The following is a 1,339-nucleotide window of genomic DNA, read 5'->3' as shown; positions in this document are numbered from 1 at the left end:
TCTGCTCGTCCGTGAAGCTCGTTCGCTTCATTGTCCGTCCTCAAGTTGGGGCGGACTCTAATCGACGGTGGAGGAAAAATCCCGTGGCAGGTCACCCCGGCTCGAGCGCGAACATTTCGTCAAGTGGTGGACCGACAAGACGAAGGTCGCTCCCGCCGCGAGTCCGTTCTGGCACAGCGACTTCGAGACGGTGTTCCGCAGGGACCATCCCTTCATTCAGGCGATCGGCGACTGACCACCACTCAGTATTCCCAGACGGCTGAAGCCCGCGCCCCCAGGACGCGGGCTTTTTCGTGCGCGGTCTTTCTTCGACAGAAAACCTTCGACGAGGTTTGCGCAGCTTTCTCATGCGCTGCGCATACTAATGGTTTGCAAGCAAACTCAGACAACGAATAACTAACTGATGTCGATGATTATTTTGACTTCCTCAGACTGCACGGAATCACCGCTTGAGCAGACTTTTGGTGCGTCTGACACTAATGTCAGAATCAGCAGAAGTCTGCGCGAAACGCACCGGAAGTCTGCGCGAGATCCGTCGCGGGAAGCTTACGGGCGGACGTACGCGACGAATAAGATGTTCCAGCTCAATGCGTTGAGTAGAAGCCGCACCGAACGAGGCACGACTTCTGGTGCGGATGCCGCGACTTCGCATTGGCAGATCATTCCGTCTCGCCACTTCGAAGGCCGGTGCGTCCCGGCCTCATCGATGACAATCGGCGCAGACTGCCACCCTCTTCGGAAGCGTTCCGCAGTCGACAGTCCGCGCCTCACAGGCAGTCCTACCTGTCGGTCAGCGTAGCCCTGATGCATTTCACCGCCGCGTCCTGAGATGAACGGTGCCTCCTCCATGGGCAGTGAAGGCTCGGTCCATGACCGAAACTTCGCAGCGGCCGCGGGAGCCGGCCCCCGCGGCAGCCTTCCATCCCGGACCCATCGACGCGATCGCTTCGGCCGCAGCCCCTACGCGAACGCGCCCTCGGTTTCGACAAGGAGGTAGACGGGCCCGTAGGTGCCGGCCGTCGACCCCAGCCCCGGCCGGAAGCGCCGCACGCCCTTCTCGCGCCGGCGGCTCAGGATCTGCTGCGCGGACAGGCTGTGCTTTCGCGACAGCAGCGTGACGGTCGTGAACCGCACCTGGAACGCAGCACCGTCGGCCTCGGTCATGTAGCGTCGCTCGCGCCGGGTGCGGGGGTTGAACATCGTGGTGGCCGGGAGGTGCCCGTCGGCGATCAAGGCGGCGAGACGGCCTTGTTGCATATATCGGTGAGAAGGATTCACCTCGGGAATCCTGATAGTTAGATCGATGGCATGCCAAAGCCTGCCAACACCCGCTACCGCA

General features: G+C 61.6%; 1 pseudogene. It reads right to left on the bottom strand.

Features of this window, described 5'->3' with window-relative positions:
• Positions 1 to 960 precede the first annotated feature (960 nt).
• Positions 961 to 1,339 (bottom strand): annotated as a pseudogene (locus LX81_RS22675) (hypothetical protein); the annotation flags it as partial.

Origin of the sequence: Palleronia aestuarii (assembly GCF_003253995.1) — a bacterium.
In the GTDB taxonomy this organism is placed as follows: domain Bacteria; phylum Pseudomonadota; class Alphaproteobacteria; order Rhodobacterales; family Rhodobacteraceae; genus Palleronia; species Palleronia aestuarii.
The sequence above is the reverse complement of the archived record's forward strand: the minus strand, read 5'-3'. Positions and strand labels throughout refer to the sequence as shown.